This is a genomic window from Rathayibacter sp. VKM Ac-2856 (assembly GCF_013205055.1).
Lineage (GTDB): Bacteria > Actinomycetota > Actinomycetes > Actinomycetales > Microbacteriaceae > Rathayibacter.
The window spans coordinates 93,975-115,990 of sequence record NZ_JABMLF010000002.1 but is presented as its reverse complement, the minus strand read 5'-3'; the positions used below and the strand labels follow the sequence as shown (position 1 = coordinate 115,990).

The following is a 22,016-nucleotide window of genomic DNA, read 5'->3' as shown; positions in this document are numbered from 1 at the left end:
ACAGTTGTCCCGGCAAGGATACGGGAGCGGGCGCGCCGAGAACCTGAGTGCGGACGGGCTTGACTGCCCGCCTGCCCCTAGCGTGGAGCGCATGGCCCGCTCACTGCTCCCCGACCAGACCTGCCGGATCCGCGTGCTCGACATCGCGTCGGGGGAGGCGACGACGGTGTTCTCCTCCTCCCGGCTGCTCGTCGAGGCGCCGAACTGGTCGCCGGACGGGGAGTCGCTCGTCGTGAACGGGAACGGCGGGCTGTTCCGGCTGCCGCTCGGGGAGGCGCCGGTCGGGGCCGCGCCGGTCGGGGCCGACGGGCTCGAGACGATCGCGCTCGACGGCGTGCCGGACGAGCTGAACAACGACCATGTGCTCGCTCCGGGCGGCGGCACCGCCTACGTCTCGGCGCGCGACGGGCACCTCTACGCGGTGGCGCTGGACGGCTCGGCGCCCGCGCGGCGGCTCACCTCCGCGGGGCCGGTGCCGCGGTTCAAGCACTACCTGCACGGCGTCTCGCCCGACGGCCGGCTGCTCGCGTTGATCGGCGGCGGCGAGGACGCGACGGGGCGCTGGGTCACCAACGTCTACACGATGCCGGCCGAAGGCGGCCCGCTGACCGCGCTCACCGACGACGCGCACCCGGACGACGGCGTCGACTTCTCCGCCGACGGCGAGACCCTGCACTTCAACTCCGAGCGCGAGGGCGGGGTCGCCCAGCTGTTCCGGATGCGCCGCGACGGCTCCGGGATCGAGCGCGTCGTCGCCTCCGACACGGTCGACTGGTTCCCGCACGAGTCGCCCGACGGCGCGCACCTGCTCTACCTCGCGTACCCCGCGGGAACGGTCGGGCACCCGGAGAACCTGCCGGTCGAGCTGCGGCTGATCGCGCTCGAGGGCCGTGCTGCCGGCGACACCTCGCCCGGGCGGGTGGTCCGGTCGCTCTTCGGCGGCCAGGGCACGATCAACGTCGCCGGCTGGTCGCCGGACTCGACGCGCTTCGCCTACGCGGACTACCCGCTGAGCTGACGCGGCCTCCCGGCGCGCCTCCGGCTCGTGGAACGTGCCCCGGCTCGTGGGAACCGGCTGTTCCGGCGTGCCGAGGGTGCTTTCGCGTGCCGGAGGTGGCCGAGTGGGAAGTCCGGCTCGTGAAACGGGCTCCGGCTCGTGAAAACCGCCTGTTCCTGCGAGCCGAGGATGCTTTCGCGTGCCGGAGGTGGCCCGGTCGGAAGTCCGGCTCGTGAAACGGGCCTCGGCTCGTGGGATTCGGCTGTTTCGACGTGCCGGAGGTGGTTTCGCGTGCCGGAGCCGGCGGCGGGAGCGCGGTGGCTGAGTGCTTGCTCCGCATGCGCGGCGGGGGATCGGCAGCGCGCGCCGCGGCGAGTTGAATCGGAGGATGACGATCGACAGCGCAGCTCCGTCCCACGACTCCCTCACCCGCGCGCCCCTCGGCGACTCCGGCATCGAGGTCTTCCCGCTCTCCCTCGGCGGCAACGTCTTCGGCTGGACCGCCGGGAAGCAGACGTCCTTCGACGTCCTCGACGGCTACGTCGCGGCGGGCGGCGACTTCATCGACACCGCCGACTCCTACTCCGCCTGGGTGCCCGGCAACCACGGCGGCGAGTCCGAGACGATCATCGGCGAGTGGCTGAGCCGCCGCTCGCGCCGCGACGACGTCGTGATCGCCACCAAGGTCAGCCGCCACCCGGAGTTCACCGGCCTCGCCCCCGACACCGTCCGCCGGGCCGCCCGCGCCTCGCTCGAGCGCCTGCGCACCGACCGGATCGACCTCTACTACGCCCACTTCGACGACGACGCCGTTCCCCTGGAAGACATCGCCCGGGTCTTCTCCGAGCTCGTCGACGAGGGGCTCGTCCGCGCCATCGGCGTCTCCAACTTCAGCGCCGACCGCATCGCCGAGTGGCTGCGCCTCGCGAAGGAGGAGGGGCTGCACGCGCCGGTCGCCGTCCAGCCGCACTACAACCTCGTCGAGCGCGGCATCGAGGCGGACGTGCTGCCGCTGGCCCGCGAGGCAGGTATGGCCGTCGTCCCGTACTACGCGCTCGCGTCGGGCTTCCTGACCGGCAAGTACCGCGACGGGTCCACGCCGGACAGCCCGCGCGCCTCCGGTGCCGCGCAGTACCTCGACGCCCGCGGACGGCGCGTGCTCGCCGCCCTCGACGCCGCCGCGGCCGCCCACGACGCCGAGGTCGCGACCGTCGCCCTGGCCTGGCTGCGCTCGCAGCCGGGAGTCGCCGCCCCGATCGCGAGCGCCCGCGTCATGGAGCAGCTGCCGGCACTGGTCGCCTCCGCGACCCTCGAGCTGACGGCGGACGAGCTGACCGCGCTCGACACGGCGAGCCGCTCCTAGGCGGGTCTCGATACGCCGATGCGCGGCTACTCGACCAGCATGTCCGGATGGCGAGAGCCTTTCGATCGACATGTCACCTCCATGCTGATCGAGTAGCCCGCGCAGCGGGCGTATCGAGATCCACCAGCGTCAGACCAGGAGCCTGCAGACTCTCCGTGCTGGTGACGGCGGTCTTGATACGCCCCTGCGGGGCTACTCGACCAGCATGCGGGCGGGCGTCTCCTCCAAGGAGATCCACCCCGCTCCGATGCCTGCTGATCGAGCAGCGCAAGCAGCGGGCGCACCGAGATCCACCCCGCCCGGAGCACCCCTCCGCCCCGCGGTCATCGTGGCCTCGCGGAGGTGCTATCGTCTAACGGTGCCAAATCGCGGGCACGCCCCGAGAGGGGCAGTCAGACCCGCAGGTGCGCCCCCTTAGCTCATTGGTAGAGCACTTCCTTGGTAAGGAAGAGGTAGTGGGTCCGATTCCCACAGGGGGCTCCGTTCCCGGCAGGCCAGCCTCCGGAAACGTGCGGCGGGGTAGCTCAGGTGGTTAGAGCACACGGCTCATAATCGTGGTGTCGCGGGTTCAAGTCCCGCTCCCGCTACATCGAGAAGGCCCCGGTCCGCACGTCGGACCGGGGCCTTCGCCGTCCCCCGCCCTTGCTCTCCGCCGCGAGATGCCACTTGTGTGCGCGACACGCCGTGGAAGTCGCGCACAAGTGGCATCTCGCGGAAGGGGAGGAGCGGGGGTGGGGTCAGACGGCGCAGCCGGCGAAGAGGACGTCGGGGGAGGCGACGAGGTCGTCGAGGGTCAGCAGGCGGGTGAGGTCGTGGCCGGCGGCGAGGGCGTTCGAGCGCTCGAGGCCGGTCTGCGGGGCGAGGCGGCCCTCCATCACGCCGCCGAGGGCGCGGACGGCGCAGGCGGCGACGACGCCCTCGGGCGTGCCGCCGATGCCGAGCACGAGGTCGACGGGGCCGGCGGGGTCGGCCGCCTCGATCGCGACCGAGACGTCGCCCTCGCCGCGGAGGGACAGCGCGACGCCGGCCTCCCGCAGCTCCGCGATCAGCGCGACGTGCCGCGGCTTGTCCAGCACGGCGACCACGAGCTCGGACACCGGCTTCCCCAGCGCCGCGGCCAGCCGCCGCGCGTTCTCGGCGGGCGGCAGATCGAGGCCGACGACGCCCGTGCCCGCGCCGGAGCAGACCAGCTTGTCCATGTAGAAGACGTCCCGCGGATCGAGCATCGTGCCGCGCGGGGCGAGGGCGATCACGCAGACCGAGCCGGGGATCCCCTCCGCCGTCAGCCGCGTGCCGTCGAGCGGATCGACCGCCACATCGCACGAGGGCGAGTCCGCCCGACCGAGCCGCTCCCCGTTCGCGAGCATGGGCGCGTCGTCCTTCTCGCCCTCGCCGATGACGACGACGCCGGCGAACGGCGCCTCGGCGAGCACCGCGCGCATCGCCGCGACCGAGGCCGCGTCGGCGGCGAGCTTGTCGCCCCGGCCGTACCAGCCGCGCGCGGCCTCCGCCGCCGCCCGGACGCTCGTGGCCACCGCCTCCCGCAGCTCGGCGGAGTAGGACGGCGCCGCGATCAGCCGGACGTCGCTCACGCGCGCGCCGGCTGCGAGGTCGCGGTGCGCACCAGCCGCTCGAGCGTGCGCAGCCCGTCGGAGGACAGCACCGACTCGAGGTGGCCCTGCACCGAGGCGACCGACTCGCCGCGCAGCGCGTCGACGATCCCGGTCGCGGGGTCGCGCGAGATCTCGAGGTCGAGCAGCGGAGTGCTGGTGACCCCCGCGGCGGCGACCGAGGAGAAGGTGTTGTAGAAGCCGATCGCCGCGTCCTCGCCGAAGACGTCGACCGCCAGGCGCACGCCCTGGCGGGGCGCGGGCAGCGGCTCCACCGGCAGCCCGGCGAGCAGCGACAGCATCTGGTGGCTGAGGCACACCGCGAGCATCGGCCGCTCGGAGGCGAGCCGCTCGGTCATCAGCGCGCGCAGCCGCGCGATCCGCGGCTCGGAGTCGTCGCGCGGATCGCCCGGACCGGGACCGAAGACGACGAGGTCGTCGCGCAGCACGTCCTCGACGCTCGACCAGCGCTCGACCCGGGCGTCCATGCCGAGGTGGCGCAGCTGGTGCGCGAGCATCGTCGTGAACTGGTCCTCGTTGTCGACGATGAGCGCGGTGTGCCCGGCGAGCCCCTCGATGTGCTCCGGCGCCTGCGGCCGCAGCCAGAACGACGCGAGCCGCTCGTTGCGCGCCTCGAGCGCCTCCTGCACCCCGGGCTGCGCGTTCAGGTCGATCGCCGGCGGGATGTCGCGGTGGGGCAGGAGCCCCAGCGCGGAGAGCACGCCCGACGCCTTGGCGCGGGTCTCGGCGACCTCGCCCTCCGGCGTCGAGTGCCGCACGAGGGTCGCTCCGGCCGGGACGGTCAGCCGGCCGTCCTCGCGGAGGTAGGCGGTGCGGATGAGGATCGGCGCGTCGACCGTGTAGCCGTGCTCCTCCGGCTCGAACAGGGCGAGCACCCCGGAGTAGTAGCCGCGCGGCTCCTTCTCGTACTCCGCGATGACGGCGCAGGCGTTCTCCATCGGCGAGCCGGTGACGGTCGGCGCGAACATGGTCAGCCGCAGCACCTCGCGGACGTCGAGGTCGGTGCGCCCCTCGAGCAGGTACTCGGTGTGGCTGAGCCGCGACATCTGCTTGAGGAACGGTCCGAGGATCCGGCCGCCGTTCGGGCAGACCGCGCTCATCATCTTCATCTCCTCGTCGACCACCATGAAGAGCTCCTCGCTCTCCTTGACGTCGGCGAGGAATGCGAGGACCTCGGCGCCGGTCGGCCCCGCGGCCGGGTGGCGGAAGGTGCCGCTGATCGGATTCATCATCGCCACGCCGTCGCGCACCGAGACGTGGCGCTCCGGGGTGGCGCCCACCGCGGTGACGGCCGGCGAGCCGTCGGCACCGGGGGTGTGGATCGCGAAGGTCCAGTAGGCGCCCGACTCGTCGGTCAGCAGCCGACGGAACCAGGCCAGCACCGCCTCGACCGCGGGCGCGTCGGTGTGCGCGACGAAGGCGCGGTTGATGACGAAGTTGGCGCCCTCCCCGCGGCCGATCTCGTCGTCGATCACCCGGCGGACGATCTCCGCGTACTCCTCGTCGGGCACATCGAACCCGCGCTCCTCGACGGGGATCTCGCGCTCGGGCAGCAGCCGCAGCACCTCGGCGAGCGGCACGCTCTCGCGCTCGCGGACCACGAGGTTCCGCAGCGGAGCGCCGTCGTCCTTCGCCGCGAAGCCGCGCTCGCGCACCTGGCGGTAGGGCACGAGGGTCAGCACGTCGGCGCCGTCGAGCGGGATGTCGGCGAGGCCGTCGACGTCGACGACGTCGCCCGTGAAGACGTCGACGTCCGCTCGGCCCTGTCGGAGGACGACCGCGAACGGCAGCGATCCGTCGGAGGCGAGGATGCGGGAGAGGAGCGAGGTCATCGTGGTCCTTGAATCGGGGTGTCCCTCACCCGGGCCCCGACATGCAGAACGACCGCCCGGACGAGGCGGTCGAGTGCGAGAGGAGTCTGCGCGTCGGCCTGCCTAGAAGGCGGGCCACCAGGGGCGGAGGGTCGACGTGCGCACGGGGGAAGTCTAGGGGAGGCGCCGCCGGGCGGCCACCCGCTCAGTCGGACGCGGCGCCGGGTGCGGCGCCGGGCCCGGGGTCGGCCGCGGGGTCGATCCGCTCGGTCCTCTCGCCGCGGAGCGTCCGCAGCAGAAGCGTCGCCCCCGCCGTCGCCGCGGGCGTCGCGACCACCGCGCCGCCGGGGATCAGGAAGGTCAGGTAGACCGCCATGCCGAAGCCGAGGGACACCGCCCGGCGCTCGCCGAGGAGGCGGCGGCGGTCGCGCAGGGCGAGGCCCCGCGCGTCCCCGGCGAACCCCGTCAGCTCGAGCGCGAGCGCCCGGCCGCCGACGAGCGCTCCGGCGATCAGCCCGACCAGCTGCCCGACGACGGGGATGACGCCGAGCAGCACCAGCACCACGCCGATCCCGAGCGAGGTCGCGACCAGCACCGCGGAGTCGCGGAGCGAGCGGCCGAGTCCGCTCCAGAACCCCGACTCGTGCTCGTCCGGCACGCCGCCGAGCTCGTTCTCCACCCGGCGCCAGATCCGCTCGTAGAAGGGGTCGCCGACGAGGAGCGTCACCGCGGCGAAGAGGACGACGCCGAGCGCGACGATCGCCCCGACCGCGGCGATCGACAGCAGGAGCCGGAACGTGCCGCCCCACGGGTCGCCCCAGCCGTCCGTGAACGGCGTCAGCGCGAGCACCACCGCATCGATCCGGGTGAGCACGAGCGCCAGCACGCCGAGGAAGACGAGCCCCACGATCAGCGGCGGGATCGCTCCGAGGAGCATCGCGCGCGGGGAGCGGAACCACGTGCCGAAGCCCCTGCCGAACAGTCGTGCGCCGAGGGCCAGGTCGCGGAGGATCGCCATGCTCCGATCCTCGCAGAGCCGCCGTTATCCGATCGATGCAGAGCTCGCTCGCGCCGGGGATGTGCGGGCGCTCAGCGCGCTGATAGACATCACCCAGGCGCCACGGGGGCAGCTTCGGCGCCGATCCCGCTTCCACATTCTCGAGAAGGAATACATCGATGTCTCTCCGGGGGACCACTCTCCGCTCGCGCTCGCGTCTCGCGTGCCTCACCCTCGCCGTCGGCCTCGCCGCCGGTCTGCTCGCGCCGGGGGCGGCCGCGAGCACTCTCACGGCACCCGAGCCGCCGGCGACGGTCTCGGCGGAGGCGACAGCGACGCCGTCGGCCACCGCCGCGCCGACCGCCGACCTCGACTCCGCGCGCACCGCGACTCCGGAGCCCGTGCTCACCGCCGCGCCCCTGCCGTCGGCGGCTCCCACCGCGGCCGACGACACCGACCCCTCCTGCCCGGACGGAGCGCGCCCGGTCGACATCGACTTCGGCGCGATCACCGTCGACTGGACCGCCTCGCCCGGCTTCGCGAGCGTCGCGCTGCCGGAGGCGTCCTTCCCCGACTGCGCCGCCTCGGCGGACATCGTCCTGGTCGCGGAGGGCCCGAACGGCGAGTACTCCGGCGGCGTCGGCACCACGGTCCCCGTCGAGCGGGACGGCAGCGCACCGCAGACCGCTCTCGTCGCCGCGCCGGCCGGCCCGCGCACCGTCCTGGTCGTCACGAAGCTCTACGGGAAGAAGGACGGGGCCCTGATCGACCTCTCCTCCGAGCAGTGGCGCTCCGCTCCGGGCACCGCGCTCGACCCGTCCGCCGCCGCCGACGCGGTGACGCTCGACGGTGAGATCACCGTCGCCACCTCGCCCGGCACGATCACGCTGTCGGTCCCGCCCCGCTCGAGCACCGGCCGCTACGACGAGGCGAACATCGGCTACTTCGTCACCCAGGACAACGGCGTCGGCGTCGCACTGGACGTCGTCGAGCAGGTGCCCGCCGAGGGCCTGCCGGCGCGCACGATCGAGGTCGCCCTGCCGTACTCGGCCGACTGGACCGTCTCGGTCCAGACCTCCGGTGTCGACGCCGGAGTCGAGATCTTCCGCAGCGAGATCCTGCGCGAGACCCTCTTCGTGCAGAGCGTCTTCGACACCTGCGCCGCCGGTCTCGACCGCTCGCAGAGCAACGAGCCGTTCACGGTCGACGCCGTCGGTGGAGTCGGCACCATCGCCGTCACGGTCGGCGCCTTCGCGCTGCCCGAGTGCTTCGACGAGATCACCCTGCGGGTCCTCGTCAAGAAGTTCAACAACGACGACGAGCAGGACGGGGTCGAGCTCGGTCCGCTGAGCAGCGACGCGACCTTCGAGGGCGCGACGGTCCGCGGCTCGTTCGCGCCCGGTCGCTACTTCGTCGTCGTCCTGGCCTCGGCCGCTTCGGGCGGGGAGTACGGGAGCCTGTTCCAGGTCTTCGACCCGAGCGTCAACATCCCGAGCGACCAGCGGGAGCCGATCGTCGTGACCGCCGCCGCCGGGTCGACCACCACCCCGGGCGGGACCACCGCGACCTCCGCCGGCGGCCGGCACCTCGCCGCCACGGGCGTCGACACCGCGGGTGCGGGCACCGGCGCGCTCGCCCTGCTCGGGCTCGGAGCGCTCGCGCTCGTGGTGGCGCGCCGCCGCCGCATCGCGCAGCAGCACTAGCCGCCCACGACGAGAGGCCCGGGAGCCGACGCTCCCGGGCCTCTCGCGCGTCGCGGATCAGGCGAGCGCGAACGGAGCGAGCAGCCCCGTCATCTCCTTCGGGCGCGGGGCCGCGAACTCGTCGCGGCGCGACGTCGTGACGCCCATCGCGACGAGGCCCTCCACCAGCCGGACGGCGGACGCGACCCCGTCGATCACGGGCACGCCGAGCTCGCGCGAGAGGTCCCGGCAGAGGTCCGCCATCCCCGCGCAGCCGAGCACGATCACGTCCGAGCCGTCCGCCGCGAGCGCGGCGGCGCACTCCTCGAGGATCACCCGGCGCGCGTCGGAGTGCGGGTCGTCGAGCTCGAGCACCGGGATGTCGCAGGCGTGCACGCCCGCGCAGGCCCGGTCGAAGCCCGCGCGGTGCGCGATGTCCCAGGCCCGCCCGCTCGTGCGCGAGAGCGTCGTGACGACGCTGAAGCGCCGGCCGACCAGAGTCGCCATGTGCATGGCGGCCTCGGCGATCCCGATCACGGGTCCGCGGGCGATCTCGCGGGCGGCGTCGATCCCCGGGTCGCCGAAGCATGCGACGACGTAGCCGTCGCTCCCGGCCGCGTCGCCGCGCACGATCTCGTGCAGCAGCCCGGGCACCGCCAGTGCCTCGTCGTAGTGGCTCTCGATCGAGGCGGGCCCCATCGGCGGCGTGACCGCGACGATCTCGGTGCCGACGGAGGCGACGGACCGGGCGGCGAGGCCGATCGCCTCGGTCATCCGCTCGCTGGTGTTCGGGTTGACGACGGTGATGCGCACGGGCGCCTCCTCGGGGTGGTGCGGGTGGGACAGGGGAGGGCGGCCGCCCTCGCGAGGCGGCCGCCCGGTGGATCGGAGGATCAGACGGAGGCGCCGTCGCTGACGTTCGCGAGGTCCTCCTCGAGGCGGCCGATGCGGGGCGAGCGCCGCTCGAGGACCGCCATCGCGACGAAGCCGAGGCCGCACCCGATGAACCAGCTGTAGTCGCCGAGCCAGGTGAAGGAGGGCCCGCCCGCCTCCGCGATCCAGCGCGGCACGAGCACCGAGAGGACGGAGGGGACGCCGCCGATCGCGGTCGCCCAGACGGCGTTGGGGTTGAAGCCGCGCGAGAACCAGTAGCGGCCCTTCTCGCTCATCGTGTAGAGGTCGTCGACCCAGACGCGCTGACGGCTGACCAGGTAGTAGCCCGCGATCAGGACGCCGAACAGCGGGCCGATCAGGGCGCCGAGGATGCCGAGCGTGTAGTGGATCGCGGTGTCGTTCGAGTACCAGTTCCAGGGGGTGAGCAGCACCGAGCCGACCGCGGCGATCATGCCGCCCATCCGCCAGCTGATCTTCTTCGGGTTGACGTTGGAGAAGTCGAACGCGGGCGAGATGAAGTTGGCGACGATGTTGATGCCGATCGTCGCGATGACGAAGGTGAGCCCGCCGAGCAGGACGGCGAACCAGGTGTCGATCCGCTCGACCGTCTCGATCGGGTCGGTGATCAGCTCGCCGAAGACGGGGACCGTCGCGGAGGCGGTGATCACGGTGAGCAGCGAGAAGAAGAGGAAGTTGATCGGCAGGCCGAGGAGGTTGCCCTTCTTCACCGCGCGGTAGCTGCGGGCGTAGCGCGAGAAGTCGCCGAAGTTCAGCATCGGGCCGGAGAAGTAGGAGACGACCAGGGCTACCGCGGAGATCACCACCGGGATCGAGGCGCCGAGATCGAGGAGCTCGCCCGAGCCGAGGTTCAGCGAGATGTTCTCCCAGCCGGCCTGCGAGACGAGGTAGATCGCGAGCACGAGCATCACGACGTAGACGGCCGGGCCGGCCCAGTCGATGAAGCGGCGGATCGACTCCATGCCCCGCCAGAAGAGCGCGGCCTGCGCGACCCAGAGGATCGAGTAGGAGAGGTAGCCGAGAGCGGAGAGGCCGAGGAAGGAGGCCTCGGGGGTGTTCCAGGAGGCCATCGCCGGGAAGAACTTCAGGAACACGATGTTCAGCGACTGCGCGGCCAGGTAGGTCTGGACGCCGTACCAGGCGATGGCGATGAGGCCGCGGATGATCGCGGGGATGTTCGCGCCGCGGACACCGAAGATGGCCCGGTTGATCACGGGATAGGGGACGCCGGTCACCTGGCTGGGCTTCGCGACGAGGTTGCAGAAGATCTGGACGATCACGATGCCGACCACGAGGGCCACCAGCACCTGCCAGCCGGCGAGGCCGAGCGCGAAGAGCGAGCCGGCGGTCACGTAGCCGCCCACGCTGTGCACGTCCGACATCCAGAACGCGAAGATGTTGTAGCTCGACCAGCGCTGCTTGACGAGCGGCGCGAGGTCCTCGTTGGCGAGGCGGTCGTCGTAGCCCGGCTTGACGAGCGAGGGGCCGGCGAGTCCGGCGCTCTCGACGGGCGGTGCGGGCAGCGGGTCGATGCGGGGTGCAGTGGCGCGGTCGGTCATGGTGGATCCACCTCTCGGGCGGGCGTGCGCGGGTCGGCGCACGGAGCGGATGTGTCAGGGTGGTCGAGGCGGTCGGCCGAGGTGATCGGCCGCCTCCGCGCGAGCGGTCGGCGTTCTGATTGTGTGAAGTGATCACTTCACACGGGAGAACCTAGGCCCCGGCGCGGTGCCGTTCGTTTCGCGCCCGTTACGGCTGTGTGACGATCCCCGAGGAGAGGACGACGCCCCGCATGCCCACCGACGAGATCGCCCGGGACCCCGCGTCCTCCGCGGTGCCGGACGTCGCGGGCGCCCTCCGCGGATCGGACCGCGAGGGCCTCGGCGCGCGACTGCGCGAGCTGCGTCTCGCGTCAGGGATGTCGCTGCGCGCGCTCGCCCGGGAGCTGGGCATCTCCGCCAGCGCCGTGTCGCAGATCGAGCGGGGGGCGATGCAGCCCTCCGTCGGTCGGCTGATCGCGATGGTCGGCGCGCTCGGGGTCCCGCTCTCCTCCGTCTTCGAGCGGACCGCGACCGGCACCGCCGACGATCCGCCCGCGGCGTCGGCCGAGGAGGGATCTCCCGAGATCGCGACGGCCGTCGTGCGCGCGGGGGAGGTCGCCCCTGTGGTGCTCGAGGGCGGCGTGCTCTTCCGCCGGCTGGGGCCGCGGCCCGTCGACGCCGTCGACTTCTTCGAGTCGACCTATCCGCCGGGGGCGACCTCGACCGCGCAGCGGCGCTTCCTCCGCCACGACGGCGTCGAGATCGGCACCGTGACGGTCGGCGAGCTCACCGTCGAGTTCGAGGACGAGACGGTCGTGCTGGGAGCGGGGGATGCGATCACCTTCCCCTGCGAGCGCGGGCACCGGATGATCAACCGCGGCACCACCACGGCGGTCGCGACCTGGCTCATCGTCCACCGCTGACGCGCTCCGCAGGTCTGCCATCTCCGTATGGCACAGTGACAGCATGCCTCCACAGGTGGGAGGTGACGGGTGTCTGTCCACACCCCCGGGGGGAGCCGGCCGGGGGCCCCACCTCGATGTCGGTGCCGCCTGGTGTGCTGTGCGCCTCGAACGATTGGTGCGGAACATGGACGGACGACAGGACAGGCGAGACGACGACGAGTGCCCCCGGTGGTGCTCGGGCGAGCACGACGAGATCGAGCACTCCGGAGGGAGGCTGCACCGCTCGCGGGCGCAGTCGCTGCCCCTGGTGCTCTGGTGCGGCGCGGCGGCGGTGGAGGAGCCGGTCGCGGCCGTCGTGCACGTCTCGCTGTGCCGCCCGGGCGGCCGCGGCGAGGACAGGCTGCGCCTCGAGTCCGACGGGCTCGGCGCGGTCGACCTCGACCTCAGTGCGGCGGCCAGGCTCGCCCGCGGCGTCGAGTCGGCGCTGCGGCTACTGGGCCCCGGCGCTGCCCGATGAGCGGGGCGGGTTCGGCGGCAGGAGGTCCGACAGCTCGATGTCGAGGGCCTCGCAGAGCGCGAAGAGCGTCTTCAGCTGCGGGTTCGCGGGCGAGCCCGGCTTCGACTCGCCCTTCTCGAACTTCTGGTAGGTGTAGCCGGCCAGGCCCGCCGCGTGGGCGATGCGCTCCTGGCTCTCGCCCTTGGCCATCCGTGCGCGGTGGAGGTTGGTGCCGAGCTCGCGGGCGTAGGTGGTCCAGTCGCGTTCGGGGTCAGGTGTCGACATGCCCGCCAGCTTCGGAGAAGAACGCTCCGGGGTCAGCCATACACGCGTGGGTAATTGCCGATGGTCATACGTGCATGACCCTCATCGAGGGGTGGCTGGCCCCCGGGGGGCTCCGAGGGCAGCGCCTAAGATGTTCGGGTGCCAGTGAACCCCGACCTCACCGCGCGCGTCTTCGCGCCGACGGACCCCTATCAGGTGGGACGCGAGAAGGTGCGCGAGTTCGCGCGAGCCGTCTCCGCGCAGTCCCCCCTCCACCTCGACCCCGATGCCGCGCGCCGCGCCGGCTACCGCGATGTCGTCGCTCCGCCGACCTTCGCCGTCGTCGTGCAGGAGCTCACCCTCGCCCAGCTGCTCGCCGAGCCCGACGCCGGCATCGACTTCAGCCGCGTCGTCCACGGCGACCAGCGCTTCAGCTACTCGCGCCCGATCGTGGCCGGCGACGAGCTGACGGCGACGCTCTCCGTCGCGAGCATCAAGCAGCTCGGTGCGCACTCGATGATCACCACGCGGTCGACCATGGTCGACGCCGACGGCGAGCACGTCGTCACCGCCCTGTCCACCCTCGTCGTCAGGGGAGACGAATGAGCGCCGAGCGCCCCGTCCTGTCCGAGCTCTCCGTCGGCGACGTGGTCGCCGAGCGGAGCTTCGCCCTCGACCGCGGCACGCTCGTGCGCTACGCGGGGGCGTCCGGCGACTTCAACCCGATCCACTACCGCGACGACGTCGCCGCCGAGGTCGGCCTCCCCGGCGTCCTCGCCCACGGGATGCTCACCATGGGCACCGCCGTCCAGGTCGTCGTCGACTGGGTCGGCGATCCCGGCCGCGTGGTCGACTACCAGGTCCGCTTCACCCGGCCCGTCGTCGTCGACCCGAAGGAGGGCGCCGAGCTCGTCGTCGTCGCGAAGATCGGTGCGCTCGACGCCGAGGCCGGCACCGTGCGCGTCGACCTCGCCGTGACCTCCGCCGGCCAGACCGTGCTCGGCAAGGCCCAGGCGCGCGTCTCGCTGGCCTGATCCGCCGATGACCGCACCCGCCCTCTCCTCCCTCACCACGCTCCGCGTCGGTGGCGCTCCCGAGCGGCTCCTCGAGCCGTCCACCGAGGCCGAGCTCGTCGCGACCCTGCGCGAGGTCTGGGCCGATGACGAGCCCTGGCTGCTGCTGGGCGGCGGCTCGAACCTGCTCGTCGGGGACGACGGGGTCGAGGGGACCGTGGTGCGCGTCCGCACGACGGGGATCGAGCGGCTCGAGTCGGACGTGGCGGGCGCGGTGCACCTGCGCGTGCAGGCCGGCGAGTCCTGGGACGGCCTCGTCGCCGTCACGGTGGCGAAAGGCTGGGCCGGGCTCGAGGCGCTGAGCGGCATCCCCGGCACGGTGGGCGCGTCGCCGGTGCAGAACATCGGCGCCTACGGCCAGGAGCTCTCCGACACCCTCGTCGCGGTCGACTTCCTCGACGAGGGTGCGAGCGCGCCCGTGCGGCTGAGCGCTGCGGAGCTCGAGCTGGGCTACCGGACGTCCAGCGTCAAGCAGGGGCGGCGCGGTGCCGTCCTCGCCGTCGAGTTCGCGCTCGAGGACGTCGGCGGCGCGGGCCTCGGGGCTCCCGTCGCGTACGGCCAGCTCGCCAGTGCCCTCGGCGTCGAGCTGGGCGACCGCGTGCCGCTGGCGGAGGTGCGCGCGAGCGTGCTCCGTCTGCGCGGCGCGAAGGGGATGGTGCTGGATCCGGAGGATCCCGACACCGCCAGCGCCGGCTCCTTCTTCACCAACCCCATCGTCACCGTCGCGGCCGCGAGCGGGCTCCCGCCGACCGCCCCGCGCTGGCCGGAGACGCCCGCGAGCGAGGCGCCGCTGGTGACCGCCCTCGCCGACGTCCAGGCCGGCGCGCCGATCCGGCTGCCGGCGCCGTCCTCGCCCGACGCGCTGGTCAAGCTCAGCGCCGCCTGGCTGATCGAGCACGCGGGAGTCTCGCGGGGCTTCGCGCTGCCGGGCTCGCGCGCCGCCGTCTCGAGCAAGCACACCCTCGCGCTGACCAACCGCGGTGGAGCGACCGCCGAGCAGATCGCCGAGCTCGCCCGCTACGTGCAGGGTCGCGTGCTCGCCGAGTTCGGCATCCTCCTGCACCCGGAGCCCGTGGTGGTCGGCACCACCGTCTGACCCGTCCGCGCCGCGGTGCGGGCCGCCCATGCTGATCGAGTAGCCCGCTCAGCGGGCGTATCGAGATCCACCGGGTGCAGACGTCCCGTGTGCAGAATCCGACGTGTCCGTGCGGGTGGGTCTCGATACGCCCCTTCGGGGCTACCCGACCAGCATGGGAAGAGGAGCGGTGGCCCCGGCCGAGTGGACGCGTGCCGGGCTCCACTCGGCGCGTGGAGCCCGTCTCGGGTCCGTTCGCGGAGTAGCGCTGGTCGAGCAGGGGCCCTCGGGCGTCAGGCGTCGCGGCGGATCCAGCGGAAGGTGAGCCGACTCGCGATCAGGCCGAGCACCAGCCAGACGCCGAGCACGATCGCGACTCCGCCCAGGTCCCAGGCGCCGTTCACCTCGAGCTGCTCGAAGTCTGCGGGGAGGAAGACCGCGCGCATGCCCTGCGCGATCCACTTCAGCGGGAAGACGCTCGCGATGCCCTGCAGCCAGTCCGGCAGCGTCGTGAAGGAGAGGTACGACCCCGAGATGAACTGCAGCACCAGCAGCGGCGGCACGATGACCGCGGTCGCGCTCTTCCCGGTGCGGGGGAGGGCCGAGACCGCGATGCCGAGGATCGCCGAGGTGGCCACTCCGGCGAGGTAGATCCAGGCGAAGGTCGCCCAGCGGCCGCCGTCGGTCGGCAGCGGCACCGAGAACACGGTCGCCGCGACCACGAGGAGCAGCGCCGTCTGCGCGACGCTGGTCACCAGCACCTGCCCGAACTTGCCGAGGAAGTAGCTCAGGACGGGCAGGGGAGCGCCCGCGAGGCGCTTCAGCGTGCCGTCACCGCGCTCGACCGCGATCTCGACGCCGAGGTTCTGCACCCCGGAGAGCAGGACGCCGGCCGCCGCGAGTCCCGGCACGTAGTACTGGGCCATGCTGATGCCCGGATCCTGCGGGTCGGCCTGCATGACCGCGCCGTCGCCGAACGCGACCGAGAAGATCGCGAGCAGAAGCACGGGGAAGAGGAAGGTGAAGAAGACCTGGTCCGGAGCCCGGAAGTACGAGCGGACCTCGTAGCGCGCCCGCGCGGCGCCGAGCCGGAGGGTGCGTCCGGCGCCGGTGCGCAGCGCGGGGCGAGGGGAGGTGACGGCGCTCATGCCGGCTCTCCGATCACGTCGAGGGCGGCGTCGCCCGCTCGGTCGTCGCGGATCAGGTCGAGGTAGATGTCCTCGAGGCTGGGCCGGAGGACCTCGAGGGCGCTCGGCTCGCCGAGCCGGGCGCTGAGCTCGGCCACGACGCGGGCCGGCTCCGCGGTGCGCACGCGACGCCGCACGCCGTCCTCCCGCCACTGCACGATCGGCACTCGGGCCTCCTCGCCGCCGATCTCGCCCATCCGGCCGATCGCGAGCAGCCGCCCGCCCGCGATGACCGCCGCGCGGTCGGCGAGCCGGGCGGCCTCGTCGAGGTAGTGCGTCGTGAGCAGGATGGTCGTGCCCTCGCTCTTGAGGAGCGCCACGAGGTCCCAGAACGAGTGCCGCGCCTCCGGATCGAAGCCCGTCGTCGGCTCGTCGAGGAACACCAGCTCCGGACGTCCCACGATCCCGAGGGCCACGTCGACGCGGCGGCGCTGCCCGCCGGAGAGCTTGCCGATCCGCGACCGGGCCTTCGCCGTGAGGCCGACCGCCTCGATCGTCTCGTCGACATCGCGCGGACTGGGGTAGAGGCTCGCGAAGTGCGCGATCTGCTCCCGGACCGTCGCGTTGCCCGACTCGCCACTGGATTGCAGCACGATGCCGAGCCGCGACTTCCAGGCCAGGTCGCCGTGGCGCGGGTCGACGCCGAGCACCGTCGCATCGCCGCCGGAGCGGTCTCGGTAGCCCTCGAGGATCTCGATCGTCGTCGACTTGCCCGCCCCGTTGGGCCCGAGCAGCGCGAACGTCTCGCCGCGCGCGATCTCGAAGGAGACCCCGCTGAGCGCCGGCGCACCCCCGTAGTCCTTCCGCAGATCGCGGACTCGAACGGCGTCGTCAGGCGTCATCCCCTCAGCGTGCCCTGTCGGCGCCCCCACCGACAGCGATCCGCCGTATCCGCCCCCGCGAGATGCCACTTGCGCCCACCCCGCCCGGCGTGTCACGCACCATAAGTGGCATCTCGCGACCTCACCGGCGCGAGGCGGACACGGGGATCAGCGAGACGCGCCGAACAGCTTCTGCAGGCGCGCGACGCCTTCCGCCAGCGCCTCGTCGCCGAGCGCGTAGGAGAGGCGGAGGTAGCCGCTGGGGCCGAAGGCCTCGCCGGGGACGGTCGCGACCTCGGCCTTCTCGAGGATGAGGTCGGCGAGCTCGAGCGAGGTGGTCGGGGTGACCCCGTCCCACTCGCGGCCGAGGAGGCCGCGCACGTCCGGGTACACGTAGAACGCGCCGCCGGGGGTAGGGCAGTCGACGCCGTCGATCGCGTTCAGCGCGTCGACGATCGTGCGGCGACGGCGCTCGAACGCGAGGCGCATCTCCTCCGCGGGCTCCTGGGGTCCGGTGAGCGCGGCGATCGCGGCGCGCTGCGAGATGTTCGAGACGTTGCTCGAGAGGTGCGACTGGAGGTTGGAGGCGCCCTTGATCGCGTCGGCGGGGCCGACCATCCAGCCCACGCGCCAGCCGGTCATCGCGTAGGTCTTGGCCACTCCGTTGACGAGGATCGTGCGGTCGCGCAGCGCGGGGACGGCCTCGACGATCGAGGTGGCGCGGGTGAGGGGGCTCGCGTCGTCCTGGCCCTCGGTCAGGTAGACCAGGTTCTGGTAGATCTCGTCCGCGACGACCCAGAGGCCGTGCTCCTCGGCCCACTCGCCGATCTCGCGGGTCTGCTCGGCGGAGTAGACGGCGCCGGTCGGGTTGGACGGGGAGACGAAGAGCAGGACCTTGGTGCGCTCGGTGCGCGCCGCCTCCAGCTGCTCGACGGTGACCAGGTAGCCCTGGTCGGCGCCGGCGAAGACGTCGACCTGCACACCGCCGGCGAGCTTGATCGCCTCGGGGTAGGTGGTCCAGTACGGCGTCGGGACGAGCACCTCGTCGCCCTCGTCGAGGAGGGTCTGGAACGCCTGGTAGACGGCCTGCTTGCCGCCGTTGGTGACGACGACCTGCGACGCCTCGACGGCCCAGCCGGAGTCGCGTGCGGTCTTCTCCGCGATCGCCTCGCGGAGGTCCGGCAGGCCGGCCGCGGGCGTGTACCGGTAGTTCTTCGGGTCGAGCACCGCGGCCGACGCGGCCTCGACGATGTGCTGGGGGGTCGTGAAGTCGGGCTCGCCGGCGGCGTAGGAGATCACGGGCCGCCCCTGCGCCTGGAGGGCCTTCGCCTTCGCGTCGACCTTGAGGGTCGCGGACTCGGCGATGGCGGCGATGCGGGCGGAGATGCGCGTGGTGGAGGACACGACGGCCAGCGTATCGCGCGGGCGCGGAGGCCTCCAGGCGACGGGCGGCGCCCGGCTGGACACGTCCAGCGGGTCCACGTACACTCGTCTGCGGTAGTCGAACGCTGCCAGGATTCACAGCGCCCGAGAGGGTCGCGACCGGGTCCCGGACGGTTCGACTCCTCCTCGGATGCTCGCAACGGCATCCATAGGGCGGTGGCTCAATTGGTAGAGCAGCGGTCTCCAAAACCGCAGGTTGCAGGTTCGAGCCCTGTCCGCCCTGCACATCGATGCCCGTCGCTCGCGGTCCCGCGATGCAGCGGTCATCGGTCCAGGGCCGCCCACGGGCGGCCGGCCACACCGGAGGTTCCGGTGCGGGAAAGGTGCGTGCAGGTGGCCGGGAAAGCAGTCGACGAGCCAAGCGAGGACGTCGTAGCGATCGCTGATCAGCAGCGCGCCGCGCGGCGCAGTCCGTTCGCGCGCATCGCCCTCTTCATCCGGCAGGTCATCGCCGAGCTGAAGAAGGTCGTCACGCCGACGCGCAAGGAGCTCGGCAACTACGTCGTCGTGGTCCTCATCTTCGTCGTGATCATGATGGCGCTGGTGTCGCTGCTGGACTGGGTGTTCGCGCTCGTCGTGACCTACGTGTTCGGCACACCGGCGGCCTGACCCCGCCACCCGACCCGGGAGCGTCCGGTCCGCACGAGCGGAGGGCGCCCACGGCAGCGGTCCGCGTCCCGATCGGACGCGGCCGATCGATCGAGAGAGAGTTACGAGTGTCTGACAGAAACCGCGACGACGTCGACTGGGCCACCGCCGCCGAGCAGTCGTCCGAGGTCGACGAGGTTCAGGAGGGCGACACTCAGATCCAGGCTGAGGACGCCGTCGAGCCCGCCGAGGAGGGCGCGCTGAGCGTCATCGACGAGAACGAGTCCGAGGACGACCTCGCGTCGGACCTCCAGGCCGCGCTCGACGCCATCGGCTCGGTCGACGACCCCGAGGCAGACTCGGCCGTCGACGAGGCCGAGCACATCGACACCGTCGAGGAGGCCGAAGCGGCCCTCGAGGCCGTCGAGGACGAGGCCGAGGTCGCCGCGGACGACGCGGAGGCCGACGGCGAGGAGCTCGCCGACATCGACCCCTACGAGGCCTTCCGCGCCGAGCTGCGCGGGAAGCTCGGCAAGTGGTACGTCATCCACTCCTACGCGGGCTTCGAGAAGCGCGTGAAGTCCAACATCGAGAACCGCAAGGTCTCGCTCGAGGCCGAGGACTCGATCTTCGAGGTCCAGGTCCCGATGGAGGACGTGGTCGAGATCAAGAACGGCCAGCGCAAGATGGTCACCCGCGTGCGCATCCCCGGCTACGTGCTGGTGCGCATGGACCTCAACGAGGACTCGTGGTCGGTCGTCCGCCACACCCCCGGCGTCACCGGCTTCGTGGGCAACGCCCACAACCCCACGCCGCTGCGCTTCGAGGAGGCCTTCACGATGCTGAAGAGCCTGGTCGAGATCAAGGAGGTCGCGCCGTCCAAGACGGCCGGCGTCAAGGGTCAGAAGCAGGCCCAGCGCGTGCTGCCCGCCGAGGTCGACTTCGAGATCGGCGAGACCATCACGATCAAGGAGGGCTCGTTCGCGGGTCTTCCCGGCTCGATCAGCGAGATCAAGCCGGAGAGCGGCAAGCTCACCGTGCTCGTGTCGCTCTTCGAGCGCGAGACCCCGGTCGAGCTCTCGTTCGACCAGGTCACCAAGCTCTGACGCGGGTCACTCCGCACTGACGGCGATCGCCCGTCGACCCGAGGCCCTTCCCGCTCTGTCGGGGAGGGCCTCGGGCGTGTAAGCTCGTACGGGTTTTCGTGTCGGCGCCCGTTCTCGTGCGCGCCGACCGACCCTCCTCCACCGCGATCCGACTCCGTCGGGTGCGCGGGAGAGCGGCCGGGAGCCCCCGACCACTCGAACCCTGAGAAAAGGAATCCTGAATGGCCCCCAAGAAGAAGGTCACCGGCCTGATCAAGCTCCAGATCAAGGCGGGCGCCGCGAACCCGGCCCCTCCGATCGGTCCGGCGCTCGGTCAGCACGGCGTCAACATCATGGAGTTCTGCAAGGCGTACAACGCGCAGACCGAGTCGCAGCGCGGCAACGTCATCCCCGTCGAGATCACCGTCTACGAGGACCGCTCGTTCACCTTCATCCTGAAGACCCCGCCCGCGGCGGAGCTCATCAAGAAGGCTGCCGGCGTCGCCAAGGGCTCGTCGACCCCGCACACCGTGAAGGTCGCCAAGCTCACCATGGCGCAGGTCCGCGAGATCGCCGAGGCGAAGCAGACCGACCTCAACGCGAACGACATCGAGGCCGCCTCGAAGATCATCGCCGGCACCGCCCGCTCGATGGGCATCACGGTCGAGGGCTAGTCCTCCGCCTTTCCAGAACTCACACCGTGGGAGAGCCCGCCAGGCTCTAGAACCACATTCTCGTTTCAAGGAGAAACAACATGGCACAGAAGTCGAAGGCCTACCGGGCCGCCGCAGCCAAGCTCGAAGAGGGCAAGTTCTACACCGCTGACGAGGCCGTCGCGCTCGCGCGCGAGACCGGCTCCGCGAAGTTCAACAGCACCGTCGAGGTCGCGCTCAAGCTCGGGGTCGACCCGCGCAAGGCCGACCAGATGGTCCGCGGCACGGTCATCCTGCCGCACGGCACGGGCAAGACCGCCCGCGTCATCGTCTTCGCGACCGGTCCGGCCGCCGAGGCCGCGATCGCCGCGGGCGCCGACGAGGTCGGCGGCGCCGAGCTCATCGAGAAGGTCGCCGGCGGCTACACCTCGTTCGACTCCGCGGTCTCGACCCCGGAGCTCATGGGCCAGGTCGGCCGTCTCGGAAAGGTGCTCGGCCCCCGCGGCCTCATGCCCAACCCGAAGACCGGCACCGTGACCCCGGACGTGGCTCGCGCCGTGACCGAGATCAAGGGCGGAAAGATCGAGTTCCGCGTCGACAAGCACGCCAACGTGCACCTCGTCGTCGGAAAGGCCGCCTTCACGGAGGAGCAGCTCCAGGAGAACTTCAAGACGGCTCTCGACGAGATCGTCCGTCTGAAGCCGTCCTCCTCGAAGGGCCGCTACATCCAGAAGGCCGCCGTCTCGACGACCTTCGGCCCCGGCATCCCGCTGGACGTCAACGTCCTGGCCTGAGCCTCGGCACAGCACTGAGCTGCACCAGCAGTGACAGGAGGGGATCCGCTTCGGCGGGTCCCCTCCTTCGTCGTTGCGGGGGCCGGGCGCCTGCCGGGCATACTGGTCGGCGTGCCCGACGCCTTCCCCCCGAGTGACACCCCGGTGACCGTCCGCCGTGCCGTCGCCGCCGATGCTGAGGAGCTCGCGGCCGTGGCCGCCGCGACGTTCCCGCTCGCCTGCCCGCCGCACGTCACCGACGAGGCGAAGGCCGACTTCATCCGGACCGTGCTGTCGGTCGAGCGGTTCCGCGGCCACCTCGCCGACGAGGGCCGCGCGCTGTTCCTGGCGGAGGACTCCTCCGGCGCGCTCGGCTACACGATGCTCGTGCGCGGCGAGCCGTCGGACCCCGACGCGGCCGTCGCGGTCACCGTCCGGCCGACGATCGAGCTCAGCAAGTGCTACGCCGTGCCCGACCGGCACGGCTCGGGGATCGCGGCGCGGCTGATGGCCGCCACCCTGGACGAGGCGCGGGCGAGCGGCGCCCTCAGCATCTGGCTCGGCGTGAACCAGGAGAACGAGCGCGCCCGCCGGTTCTACGCCAAGCACGGCTTCGAGGTCGTCGGCACCCGGCGCTTCCTGGTCGGCGGCCGCCTCGAGGAGGACTTCGTCCTCGAGCGCCCCCTGCCCTGACGCCCTGCTCCCTCCCGCGAGATGCCACT

General features: G+C 72.2%; 22 protein-coding genes and 3 tRNA genes. 16 read left to right on the top strand and 9 right to left on the bottom strand.

Annotated elements, in window-relative coordinates; translation table 11 throughout:
* The first annotated feature begins 91 nt into the window (after positions 1-91).
* The 4 genes from HQQ82_RS07635 to HQQ82_RS07620 all read left to right on the top strand — a co-directional run bounded on the left by HQQ82_RS07635 (position 92) and on the right by HQQ82_RS07620 (position 2,947).
* Positions 92-1,018: a PD40 domain-containing protein gene (locus HQQ82_RS07635; RefSeq protein ID WP_173232461.1), complete on the top strand. Its 927-nt coding sequence runs from the start codon at positions 92-94 to the stop codon at positions 1,016-1,018.
* Positions 1,019-1,385: 367 nt separating this feature from the next.
* Positions 1,386-2,360, top strand: a complete 975-nt coding sequence (locus tag HQQ82_RS07630) for an aldo/keto reductase (protein WP_173232460.1) — start codon at positions 1,386-1,388, stop codon at positions 2,358-2,360.
* 408 nt (positions 2,361-2,768) lie between these two features.
* A tRNA-Thr gene (locus HQQ82_RS07625) sits at positions 2,769-2,840 on the top strand.
* Positions 2,841-2,873: 33 nt separating this feature from the next.
* A tRNA-Met gene (locus tag HQQ82_RS07620) sits at positions 2,874-2,947 on the top strand.
* A gap of 150 nt (positions 2,948-3,097) precedes the next feature.
* Here the strand turns inward: HQQ82_RS07620 and HQQ82_RS07615 are convergent.
* The 3 genes from HQQ82_RS07615 to HQQ82_RS07605 all read right to left on the bottom strand — a co-directional run bounded on the left by HQQ82_RS07615 (position 3,098) and on the right by HQQ82_RS07605 (position 6,820).
* The gene (locus HQQ82_RS07615; protein WP_173232459.1) at positions 3,098-3,952 is read right to left on the bottom strand and encodes a fructose-bisphosphatase class II; all 855 of its coding nucleotides are present in this window, start codon (positions 3,950-3,952) and stop codon (positions 3,098-3,100) included.
* Complete coding sequence (locus HQQ82_RS07610; protein WP_173232458.1) at positions 3,949-5,823, bottom strand: anthranilate synthase family protein; 1,875 nt, start codon at positions 5,821-5,823, stop codon at positions 3,949-3,951. Before HQQ82_RS07610 ends, HQQ82_RS07615 begins: the two co-directional genes overlap by 4 nt.
* Positions 5,824-6,007: 184 nt before the next feature.
* Positions 6,008-6,820 (bottom strand): EI24 domain-containing protein, encoded by an 813-nt coding sequence (locus HQQ82_RS07605; protein WP_173232457.1) that lies wholly within the window; start codon positions 6,818-6,820, stop codon positions 6,008-6,010.
* A gap of 158 nt (positions 6,821-6,978) precedes the next feature.
* Here HQQ82_RS07605 and HQQ82_RS07600 point away from each other — a divergent pair, with 158 nt between their 5' ends.
* Complete coding sequence (locus tag HQQ82_RS07600; protein WP_173232456.1) at positions 6,979-8,502, top strand: hypothetical protein; 1,524 nt, start codon at positions 6,979-6,981, stop codon at positions 8,500-8,502.
* Positions 8,503-8,559: 57 nt separating this feature from the next.
* Here HQQ82_RS07600 and HQQ82_RS07595 read toward each other — a convergent pair whose 3' ends face one another.
* Both HQQ82_RS07595 and HQQ82_RS07590 read right to left on the bottom strand, forming a co-directional pair.
* On the bottom strand, positions 8,560-9,294 hold the full coding sequence (locus HQQ82_RS07595) for an aspartate/glutamate racemase family protein (protein ID WP_173232455.1): 735 nt from the start codon (positions 9,292-9,294) through the stop codon (positions 8,560-8,562).
* A gap of 80 nt (positions 9,295-9,374) precedes the next feature.
* A complete protein-coding gene (locus HQQ82_RS07590) occupies positions 9,375-10,952 on the bottom strand; it encodes an NCS1 family nucleobase:cation symporter-1 (protein ID WP_173232454.1) in 1,578 nt (525 codons plus the stop codon).
* Between the two features lie 230 nt (positions 10,953-11,182).
* On the opposite strand from HQQ82_RS07590, the gene HQQ82_RS07585 reads away from it, so the two are divergent.
* Both HQQ82_RS07585 and HQQ82_RS07580 read left to right on the top strand, forming a co-directional pair.
* A complete protein-coding gene (locus HQQ82_RS07585) occupies positions 11,183-11,854 on the top strand; it encodes a helix-turn-helix domain-containing protein (RefSeq protein ID WP_173232453.1) in 672 nt (223 codons plus the stop codon).
* A gap of 166 nt (positions 11,855-12,020) precedes the next feature.
* Entirely contained in the window at positions 12,021-12,353 is a 333-nt protein-coding gene (locus tag HQQ82_RS07580; protein WP_173232452.1) for a hypothetical protein, read from the top strand.
* Here the strand turns inward: HQQ82_RS07580 and HQQ82_RS07575 are convergent.
* Positions 12,327-12,617, bottom strand: a complete 291-nt coding sequence (locus HQQ82_RS07575; protein ID WP_173232451.1) for a helix-turn-helix domain-containing protein — start codon at positions 12,615-12,617, stop codon at positions 12,327-12,329. The two genes, HQQ82_RS07580 and HQQ82_RS07575, sit on opposite strands and share 27 nt — an antisense overlap.
* Before the next feature lie 138 nt (positions 12,618-12,755).
* On the opposite strand from HQQ82_RS07575, the gene HQQ82_RS07570 reads away from it, so the two are divergent.
* Genes HQQ82_RS07570 through HQQ82_RS07560 form a run of 3 tightly spaced genes read left to right on the top strand, consistent with a single transcriptional unit; the run spans position 12,756 to position 14,765 of the window.
* The gene (locus tag HQQ82_RS07570; RefSeq protein WP_173232450.1) at positions 12,756-13,202 is read left to right on the top strand and encodes a MaoC family dehydratase N-terminal domain-containing protein; all 447 of its coding nucleotides are present in this window, start codon (positions 12,756-12,758) and stop codon (positions 13,200-13,202) included.
* The gene (locus tag HQQ82_RS07565) at positions 13,199-13,630 is read left to right on the top strand and encodes a MaoC family dehydratase (protein WP_173232449.1); all 432 of its coding nucleotides are present in this window, start codon (positions 13,199-13,201) and stop codon (positions 13,628-13,630) included. The genes HQQ82_RS07570 and HQQ82_RS07565 overlap by 4 nt, the downstream gene beginning before the upstream one ends.
* A gap of 7 nt (positions 13,631-13,637) precedes the next feature.
* Positions 13,638-14,765, top strand: a complete 1,128-nt coding sequence (locus HQQ82_RS07560; RefSeq protein WP_173232448.1) for a UDP-N-acetylmuramate dehydrogenase — start codon at positions 13,638-13,640, stop codon at positions 14,763-14,765.
* Positions 14,766-15,037: 272 nt separating this feature from the next.
* Here the strand turns inward: HQQ82_RS07560 and HQQ82_RS07555 are convergent, their stop codons facing one another.
* The 3 genes from HQQ82_RS07555 to HQQ82_RS07545 form a co-directional block, all read right to left on the bottom strand.
* Entirely contained in the window at positions 15,038-15,892 is an 855-nt protein-coding gene (locus HQQ82_RS07555) for an ABC transporter permease (protein WP_173232447.1), read from the bottom strand.
* Positions 15,889-16,773: an ABC transporter ATP-binding protein gene (locus tag HQQ82_RS07550; protein ID WP_173232446.1), complete on the bottom strand. Its 885-nt coding sequence runs from the start codon at positions 16,771-16,773 to the stop codon at positions 15,889-15,891. The genes HQQ82_RS07555 and HQQ82_RS07550 overlap by 4 nt, the downstream gene beginning before the upstream one ends.
* 147 nt (positions 16,774-16,920) lie before the next feature.
* Positions 16,921-18,156: a pyridoxal phosphate-dependent aminotransferase gene (locus tag HQQ82_RS07545; RefSeq protein ID WP_173232445.1), complete on the bottom strand. Its 1,236-nt coding sequence runs from the start codon at positions 18,154-18,156 to the stop codon at positions 16,921-16,923.
* 189 nt (positions 18,157-18,345) lie between these two features.
* Between HQQ82_RS07545 and HQQ82_RS07540 the strand changes: the two genes are divergently transcribed.
* The 6 genes from HQQ82_RS07540 to HQQ82_RS07515 all read left to right on the top strand — a co-directional run bounded on the left by HQQ82_RS07540 (position 18,346) and on the right by HQQ82_RS07515 (position 21,987).
* Positions 18,346-18,418, top strand: a tRNA-Trp gene (locus HQQ82_RS07540).
* Between the two features lie 110 nt (positions 18,419-18,528).
* Complete coding sequence (gene secE / locus HQQ82_RS20545) at positions 18,529-18,804, top strand: preprotein translocase subunit SecE (RefSeq protein WP_173232444.1); 276 nt, start codon at positions 18,529-18,531, stop codon at positions 18,802-18,804.
* A 107-nt stretch (positions 18,805-18,911) separates the two neighbouring features.
* Positions 18,912-19,889, top strand: a complete 978-nt coding sequence (nusG, locus tag HQQ82_RS07530; RefSeq protein WP_173232443.1) for a transcription termination/antitermination protein NusG — start codon at positions 18,912-18,914, stop codon at positions 19,887-19,889.
* 221 nt (positions 19,890-20,110) lie between these two features.
* Positions 20,111-20,542, top strand: coding sequence for a 50S ribosomal protein L11 (gene rplK / locus HQQ82_RS07525; protein WP_123447822.1), 432 nt, complete (start codon positions 20,111-20,113; stop codon positions 20,540-20,542).
* 80 nt (positions 20,543-20,622) lie between these two features.
* Complete coding sequence (rplA, locus tag HQQ82_RS07520; RefSeq protein WP_123447821.1) at positions 20,623-21,315, top strand: 50S ribosomal protein L1; 693 nt, start codon at positions 20,623-20,625, stop codon at positions 21,313-21,315.
* Between the two features lie 111 nt (positions 21,316-21,426).
* Positions 21,427-21,987, top strand: a complete 561-nt coding sequence (locus HQQ82_RS07515; protein WP_173232442.1) for a GNAT family N-acetyltransferase — start codon at positions 21,427-21,429, stop codon at positions 21,985-21,987.
* Positions 21,988-22,016: the final 29 nt, after the last annotated feature.